Origin of the sequence: Paenibacillus mesophilus, assembly GCF_005938385.1 — a bacterium.
Classification (GTDB): Bacteria; Bacillota; Bacilli; order Paenibacillales; family NBRC-103111; genus Paenibacillus_AB; species Paenibacillus_AB mesophilus.
In genome coordinates, this window is sequence record NZ_VCRA01000043.1 from 42,583 (window position 1) to 50,578 (window position 7,996).

Genomic DNA, 7,996 nt, shown 5'->3' on the forward strand with positions numbered 1-7,996 from the left:
ATGAATCGGAAAAGCAGGCTGCTCATGCTGTGTGTGGGAATTACCGTCGTGCTGTCGGGATGCGGCGGCACAGGAGAAGGACAAGAGTCCGGCAAGACCGAGGAAAAGAAGAAAGAACCGTTCACGATGAAAATATGGGGCGGAGGCGTCACGCCGAAAGAGTTCGATGACCGGTTCAGAGCAATGCTTACCCAGAAGTTTCCGCATATCACCGTGGAATATATTCAGGCGCGAACAGGCGCAGGAACGACCATGCCGGAGCTTGTAGCCGCGGGACAAATACCCGATGTGATCCGCTTCGATATCCCGACCATCATGACCGATTACCTCGATTTGCAATTGGGTTACGATTTAACCGAGCTCGTCAAAAAGTCCAAATACGATACGAATCGTTTCGTCAAGGTGTTTATGGATGAAGTGGTCGAAGCCGGCCGTTCGGGTGCTTTGTACGGTTTGCCGGTACCGCCGTATTTCCCGTATGTGCTGTATTACAACAAGGACTTGTTCGATAAATTCGGCGTGCCTTATCCGAAGGACGGGATGACGTGGGATGAGGTATACGATATCGCCAAAAAGATGACGAGGACGGAAGGCGGTGCGTCGTACCGCGGTTTCAGCTTGAACCCCGTCAGCGCGCTGCGCGACAATCCGTTCTCGCTGCCGGTACTCGACCCGGGAGCGGATAAGCTGGCCGATCCCGAGAAATGGCAGAAGCTGTTTGCCAACCTGAAACGGTTCTACGACATTCCGGGCAACCAAATCGAACCGACCAGTTCGAGTGAAAACACCGCTTTCAACAAAGGAAACGTGGCCTTGATGCCGAACCAGCACAGCGTCTATTTGACGATTCCGGCGGAGGTGAACTGGGACATCGTATCTTATCCGACTCTGGACGGAGCGCCGAAGCTGGCGCCGCAGCGCGGACCGGCCTATCTGGGCATTTCCAAGACGAGCCAGCATAAGGAGGAGGCGTTCGAGGTCATGATGGCGATGCTTTCCGATGAAATGCAGCTGGCGGATTCCAAGAAGGGGATCGCGACGACGCTGAACAACAAAGACATCGAGAAAGCGTTAGGTACGGGCGATCCGGTCTACAGCAAGAAGCATATGTCCGCAGTCAATTTCTATGCTCCGACTCCCTATACGCAGAAACGGAAGCAAGGATTGGCCGAGGTACCCGGCGCGACGCAGCAAACCCTCGCAGGCAATGCCTTTATCGAGGTAGCCCAAGGCAAGACGGATGTGAATACGGCGCTGCGTCAGCTCGAAGAGAAGCTGAAAGCCGAAGTGGAAAAACTGAAAAACAAGTAAGCCGAAAGATATAGAGATAAGGGTGGAGAGACATGCTGGACAACGTAGAGCGGTTTTCGCGCGGCATGATTGACGCGCATACGCATTTGTTGGGCTCGGAATTATCCCCGGTCGTGCTGGAGGAAGGCGACCGGCTCGGCGTGAAGCTGTTCGTATGCAGCTCGATTGCCGGCTATAAGTACTACCCGAGCGCTTCCGAGGTGACCCGGGCGAATGACGACTTGATCGAAGTCATCCGGAAGCTTCCGGATCGCGTGGCGGGCTACTGCTATGTAAATCCGCGGCACGGGGATGCTGCCTTGCACGAGTTTCGCCGACGAGTTGAGGATCATGGAATGATCGGCTTAAAGCTTTGGGTCGCCACGTTATGCGACGACCCGCTCGTCTATCCGCTGATCGAGCGGGCGATCGAATACCGGGCGCCTATTCTGATTCATGCCTGGCGCAAGACGGTCGGCCAGCAGCCTTACGAGTCGACGGCCGTCCATGTGGCGAACTTGGCGAAGCGCTATCCGGAAGCTCGCATCATTATGGCGCATATGGCCGGGAAGGTAGAGTGCGCCGTCAACCTGATCGAGCCGTACCCGAACGTATATACGGACACTTCCGGTACTCCGATCGGCGGAGCGGAAGTGCAAATCGCGGTGGAGCGGCTGGGCGCGCGGCGGGTCATCTTCGGGTCCGACCTGCATGGGGCCGATTTGGCCAGCAATATCGGCAAAGTGCTGGGTGCCGGCTTGACTGCGGAACAAATCGATCTGGTCATGGGACACAATATGGAGCGGCTGTTATCGGAGGTGGCGAAATGACGGAGCACAACAGGCACGTTTTTCCGGGAGAGGGCCGCGGAGCGCTGGCGGAAGAGCGGAGAACGGCGCCGAGCCATCCGGACATGCGTCTTCTGGAGCCGTTCGCCGCGCAACGGGCGATCGACTTGACCGCCTTTATCGGCCAGTGGCCGACACGGCTTCAAATTCGTATGGATACGGCGGAACTATCGGCTATGGCGGATCGATTCGGCTTGGAGGGGGTTTGCGTCAGTCACATCGCTTCGATATTCGGCTTCGATACGCGTTCGGGCAACGAGGCGCTGTTCAAGGAAACGTCAGACGACGGGCGGCTGTGGCCGTTCGCCATACTCGATCCGACGGAGCCCGGCTGGGAGCTCGAGCTGGATTGGGCGATCCGGGAGGGCGCGCGCGGAGTCCGGCTTGTTCCCGGATATCACTGCTACAGCCTTCTCCATCCCGAGGCGAGTCGATTTGCTCATGCGGTCGCCGCCGCGGGATTGCCGCTGCATGTTTGCGTCCGGCTCGAGGACGAACGGCTGCGACATCCGCGTCTGCAAACAATGGCCGTGCCGTATCACGAATTGGCGGAGTTCATTCGACCGCATCCGGCCGTTCCGATCGTATTAAGCGGCTTGCGATACCAGGAATGGTACAGTATTAGCGCGCATTTGAACGACGGCGAGATCGCCGATCGCGTATTGCTCGATATGTGGTTTACGAACGGTCCTATCGCCGCGGTAGCGGACATATGTCAAAGCGACGTGTCCGCGCGGATCGGATACGGCTCCTGTGCGCCGATCCAGACACCCGAAGCGACCGTTCTGCAAATTGCGGCAGCCGCAATCGGCGAAGAGAGCAGGGCCGCTCTCAGCCGAGGAAACGCAGCCAGAGTATTCGGTCTCGCAACCGGCAAAGTAAACGGCATTAATAATAGGGCGATATCATCACGTACACGATGACGCCGGTCAGGCTGACATACAGCCAAAGGGGCATCGTCCATCGGGCGATCCGGCGATGAGCCGGGACGTTCATCTGCAAGCCTCTCGCCAAGGTGAACAAGGCCAGAGGGACGATAACGGCGGCCAGCACGATATGGGTGATCAGGATAAAATAGTACAATCCGGCCAGCCAGCCGCTTCCGCCGTATTTGGTTGACTCCGACAAGGCGTGGTAAGTCAAATACGATACGAGGAAAAGCGTGGTCGTGGTAAAAGCGGCGAAAATGAACCGGCGGTGCCAAGCGATATTTTTGCGCAATATCATATACAGAGCCAGACTCAGGAACAGGAACGTAAACCCGTTCAAAATGGCGTTGAACAGCGGGAGGAACGTATAGTCCTTCTGGCTGTCGCCCATTTGCGGCATGAACAATAGAGCAAGCACAACGCCGTTAATGATGATAGTTAAAGCGATGATGGCGAGCGTAATCGCGCGCTCTTGGGCTTTAGCGTTCGGGCGGTTCATCGATCGTTCATCTCCATTCTTTAATGCCGTTGAAATTATACTAAACGTACATTTATGGTTGTCTAATGTCAACGACGCTTGTGTGAACGTTTTGAGGTAAAAAAAGCCCTGAAAGCGTCCGATAGACGACTTTCAGGGCTTTGCCGCGCTGCCGTTACACCCGGTGCGCCTTCTGGGACGGTCTGGACAGCGCGTCCCGCCACAGTCTGCGCCATTCCTCATAGTCGGTCAGGACGCTGTCCGGATTGCTGCGGCTGCGGGCGACGAAGGAAGGGTGGAAGTCGCGTCCGGAGGGGGCGCCGGTTTTGTGGTAACGGAGATCGAGCGACCAGCGCACGTGGTCCGATCGGTTGGACGTTCCCCGGTGCGGCGTATATTTGTTCATGATGACGATGCCGCCCTTGCGGCATTCCGCCGTGATCGGTCGGATGGACGGCAGCAGCTCCTTGACGATGGTCGTACCGCCCTCCGCCTGATGCTTCAAATAGCCGCCTTTGAACGAATGCGGAATAATTTCCATGCAGCCGGTTTCCTTGGTCGCGTCGACAAGCGGCAGCCAAAACGTAATGATTTCGGAAGCCTCGGAATTTTCGCTCGTCACGGCGGCATCCTGATGCCAAGGGACATTGTCCATGCTTACGGCTTGCTCGCCTTCTCCTTTCCACGGCATTTTGGAGCGCAGATGCTGGATCGGATTGCAGGACAGCTCGCTTCCGAGCAAGCATTCGACTACGTCGAGCAGCCGCCCGTTGGTCAGGAAGCGGAACATGGCCGGGCCGAGCAAGTGCATGATGTCGAACTTCCGGTTAATATCCGGACATTGCTCGTACAGCAGGGCGAAGCGCCGCTCGAACGGCTCGTTCCGGTAAAGCTCGGTAATCCGGCCTTCCTTGTAGTAGGCTTGCGCCCGCTCGTCGATGAACCGTTCGATCTCTTCGATAACCGGCTGCAGATCCTCCTCGATAAAAACGTCCTCCGCGATCAAATACCCGTTCGTCTGAAACTCGATCACTTGCTCGATTGACAGCGCCATACCCGTTCTCCTCCTGAATGTTCAAATCGATTCTCCTTCAGTATAGAAAAACGACGGTTACGCGCGTAGCAACAATTTATCCCGAAATCCGTACGATTTTCACCTGTCTGGCTGTCAGGTCGAGTGCAGGCAGGAAATCGGGAGCGGCTATCGAACTATACCTACGTCCAATAAGCCCGGGGATGGCGGGGGAGAGGAGGAGGCGAATGGACGTCCGGCTCGAAACGGGAGGCCGTTCTTATACGATCGACCATATTACGACGAACTTGATGACCGGAAGGAACGATGTGCGTGGGGTGCGTCACGCCCATCCGGTTTTTCATATCATGTATATCTTAGAGGGGAACGGCTTATTCACGGTAGGCCGCACCGCTTCGGAGGTCGGACCGGGCATGCTCCACATCATCAACCCGAACGAGCCGCACCAGTTTCATTTCGGTACGAGCGGGCCTCTTACGAATCTGGAAAGCACGTTCGTGCTGCGCGACCGGAGCGGCCAACCGGCAGAGCTGAACCTGTTCGATATGATCGAGGAGAGCCGGTCGATCCGTATCGCCGAGCCGCTCAGAGCCGCGCCTTTGCCCGTTCCTCACCGTTTCCGGCCGATGCTCGCCGAAGGATACCGGCGCATTCTCGATTTGTACGACATTCCGCTGCTGAAGTCCCATTTTGCCATTACGGTTGTTGATCTGCTAACCAGGGTGGAGACGATATTCGCGAATGCGGTCCAATCGGAAGGGGCTCCGCATACGGCGGAGGAAACGGTCGAACAGGCCAAGCGCTTCCTGCTGTCGAACCGCCACCGTCCCGTTACGCTCGGGGAAACGGCGCAGTCGGTCCATGTGACGCCCAACTATTTATGCCGGCTGTTCAAGGAGCATACCGGGGAAACCCCGATGGGCTTCCTGCAGTCAGCGCGCATGCGGGAAGCGGGCAGTCTCCTCGCCTTTACCGATCTCCCCGTCTATACGATTGCGGAGAAGCTTGGCTATGAGGAGCCGTCCTATTTCGCGAGATTGTTCCGCCGCGTTTACGGGCAGTCTCCCCAGATGTACCGGCGACGGCAGTCGTCGCCCGGCAAGCCGGATTCTTGACGGCTTGCTCCTACTATCTGCACGCCGGAGGTGCATATTAGATGAAATCGTTTTTTATACTGACCGATTTGGAAGGCCCGTCAGGGGTGGACAGCTTCACGCAAACCCGTCCCGGAGACGGATACCCCGAACGGGTGGAAGCCGCCAAGAAGCTGCTCGCACGAGAAGTGAACGCCTGCATCGAAGGGATCCGGAGCGTGTATCCGGAAGCCCGCGTCGACGTATGGGACGGACACGGTCCTGGAGGACTCGTTGCGGAGGATGTGATCGGAGGCCGGTATTTGAGAGAAGGGAAGCCATATAAACAGCTCGACGGCTTCGACGCGCTTCTCTTCGTCGGCCAGCACGCGATGGCCGGTACGTTCAACGCCCCGCTGAATCATACGTATTCTTCGAAGACGATCGCCTACTATAAGCTGAACGGCGTGTTCATCGGGGAGTTCGGAGCTCGGGCGCTTATCGCCGGGGTGCAGGGCGTGCCGACCGTCTTTTTGTCCGGCGACGATAAAGCCGCCTTGGAAGCGCGCATGTTCGTCCCCGAGATTGAGACGGCCGTGGTGAAGCAGGGACAAGGCATCGAAGCGGCGATCCATCTGGACGGGGAAGAAGCATGCCGCATCGTTCGCGAAGGAGCCGCCCGGGCGGTTCGCCGTACAGCCGACATCGCTCCTTTCACCGGCATATCGGCCCCTTATGTGCTGGAAATCGGCTATTTGGAGCCTCCCCAAAAAGACATGCAGGGGCCCGGAATCGAGTGGATCAATGACCGGACCGTTCGGATCCGGCGGGACGATATCCGGGATTTCCCTTTGTAAACTGGTATTATTTGTGGGTTGACCTGTCGGAAAACGGTATGCTACCCTAAAACCCAATCTATAAAACATGCCGAATCCGGAATATTCCGAATATCCGGTACGGGGGACTTCTTTATTCGGGGTGAATGTTCGCGCTTTCAGCGGACAAGGGAACAACCTCTTCCCTAACCCGTCAACTAACCTCGGAGGCAGCAGGAGGGAAACCGTTTGATGCGTTTGTGGAAAACTGTTGTTTTGTCGTGCGCCGTTTGGATGTCCGCATGTGCAGTACATAGTCCAGATGCTTCCGCCTTTCCGGCCGAGCAGGGCGTCAAAGTCCAGGTGAACGATCAATTGGTCAGCTTCCCGGAGGCGAAGCCGTTCATCGATAGCGACGGCCAGACGCTCGTACCGATGCGCTCCGTGTTCGAGGCGATGGGCTACCGTCTCGACTGGAGCATGGATAAGGGGCAAGGATCCATAGCCGCTCAAGACACCAAGGCGAAGAAGCTGGAAATCAAGACCGGGGCCGGCGAGGCGATGCTGAACGGCAAGCCGGTCAAGCTGCAGAACGGTGCGCAGATGCGGGAAGGTACCGTTTACGTTCCTTTGCGGGTTGTATCGGAAACGCTCGGTTATATCGTGCAATGGGACAATGACAACGGGATCGCGATCATCGGCCAAGACGGCAAATACCATGCGCCTGCTTGGTATGCTGCGCCGACAGCGGCAGCGCCGGTTGTGGCGGCCTATACGCCGCCGACGCCTACTGTTGCGGATAAGGTGACGAGTACGGCCCAAACCTTGCTCGGCATCCGTTACGTATGGGGAGGTACGACGACGAAAGGCTTCGACTGCTCGGGCTTCGTCAATTACGTTTTCGACCAATACGGCATCGATCTGCCGCGAACGTCTCTTGAGATGTACGATTCGGCCGGGCAGTCGGTTGTCGGCTTACAAACCGGGGACTTGATGTTTTTCAAAATCGGCAAAGCTACGACCCATGTCGGTATTTATTTGGGAGAAGGGCAATTCGTATCTGCGACGACATCGGCGGGGACGAAAATCGATTCGGTGTACAGCAATTATTGGGGCTCGAAATTCATAGGCGCGAAGCGCGTCATATAAGTTGGATGAAAAAAACACAAGCCGGGGGAGGCTTGTGTTTTTTTCTTATCGATTCAGAAAATTTAACTTCGCTAAAGCGTTAAAGCGAAGTGCGAGTTTCTGAACCAAGAAAAACTTTCGGTGTTCGGAGTCCTCGAAAAGTACCCGGCGTAATCTTCGAAGGATAGCGTCACTTTTTGGGGTGAGAGTAGCGGTCGCTCATCCTTGAAGTACGTCGATAGACGTTCAGCCTGTTGATTAACCTCAACAGGCTATTTTTTTTGGTTTCTTTATCTATTCACCGCGTTAATGTGATATAATATTACTATCCTATTTAGGCGGTGATTGCATGCTTCGCTCCAATCCACATGCACAAAACAGCTACGAATTCGTTTGTTTGGA

The 7,996-nt window shown here is 56.2% G+C and carries 8 protein-coding genes and 1 riboswitch; of the genes, 6 read left to right on the plus strand and 2 right to left on the minus strand.

Features of this window, described 5'->3' with window-relative positions; translation table 11 throughout:
* Genes FE783_RS34965 through FE783_RS34975 form a run of 3 tightly spaced genes read left to right on the plus strand, consistent with a single transcriptional unit; the run spans window position 1 to window position 3,061 of the window.
* On the plus strand, window positions 1-1,311 hold the full coding sequence (locus tag FE783_RS34965) for an ABC transporter substrate-binding protein (protein WP_158302201.1): 1,311 nt from the start codon (window positions 1-3) through the stop codon (window positions 1,309-1,311).
* Window positions 1,312-1,343: 32 nt separating this feature from the next.
* Window positions 1,344-2,120, plus strand: coding sequence for an amidohydrolase family protein (locus FE783_RS34970; RefSeq protein WP_138884037.1), 777 nt, complete (start codon window positions 1,344-1,346; stop codon window positions 2,118-2,120).
* Window positions 2,117-3,061, plus strand: a complete 945-nt coding sequence (locus tag FE783_RS34975; RefSeq protein WP_138884038.1) for an amidohydrolase family protein — start codon at window positions 2,117-2,119, stop codon at window positions 3,059-3,061. Before FE783_RS34970 ends, FE783_RS34975 begins: the two co-directional genes overlap by 4 nt.
* Here FE783_RS34975 and FE783_RS34980 read toward each other — a convergent pair.
* On the minus strand, window positions 3,027-3,566 hold the full coding sequence (locus FE783_RS34980) for a DUF420 domain-containing protein (RefSeq protein WP_138884039.1): 540 nt from the start codon (window positions 3,564-3,566) through the stop codon (window positions 3,027-3,029). The genes FE783_RS34975 and FE783_RS34980 overlap by 35 nt on opposite strands.
* A gap of 154 nt (window positions 3,567-3,720) precedes the next feature.
* Window positions 3,721-4,599 (minus strand): phytanoyl-CoA dioxygenase family protein, encoded by an 879-nt coding sequence (locus FE783_RS34985; RefSeq protein WP_138884040.1) that lies wholly within the window; start codon window positions 4,597-4,599, stop codon window positions 3,721-3,723.
* 206 nt (window positions 4,600-4,805) lie between these two features.
* Between FE783_RS34985 and FE783_RS34990 the strand changes: the two genes are divergently transcribed.
* The 3 genes from FE783_RS34990 to FE783_RS35000 all read left to right on the plus strand — a co-directional run bounded on the left by FE783_RS34990 (window position 4,806) and on the right by FE783_RS35000 (window position 7,615).
* Window positions 4,806-5,693 (plus strand): AraC family transcriptional regulator, encoded by an 888-nt coding sequence (locus FE783_RS34990; RefSeq protein WP_158302202.1) that lies wholly within the window; start codon window positions 4,806-4,808, stop codon window positions 5,691-5,693.
* A gap of 41 nt (window positions 5,694-5,734) precedes the next feature.
* Window positions 5,735-6,508, plus strand: a complete 774-nt coding sequence (locus tag FE783_RS34995; RefSeq protein ID WP_138884042.1) for a M55 family metallopeptidase — start codon at window positions 5,735-5,737, stop codon at window positions 6,506-6,508.
* Window positions 6,509-6,566: 58 nt separating this feature from the next.
* Window positions 6,567-6,713, plus strand: a riboswitch (cyclic di-AMP (ydaO/yuaA leader).
* A 5-nt stretch (window positions 6,714-6,718) separates the two neighbouring features.
* Window positions 6,719-7,615, plus strand: a complete 897-nt coding sequence (locus tag FE783_RS35000) for a C40 family peptidase (protein ID WP_238403375.1) — start codon at window positions 6,719-6,721, stop codon at window positions 7,613-7,615.
* Window positions 7,616-7,996: the final 381 nt, after the last annotated feature.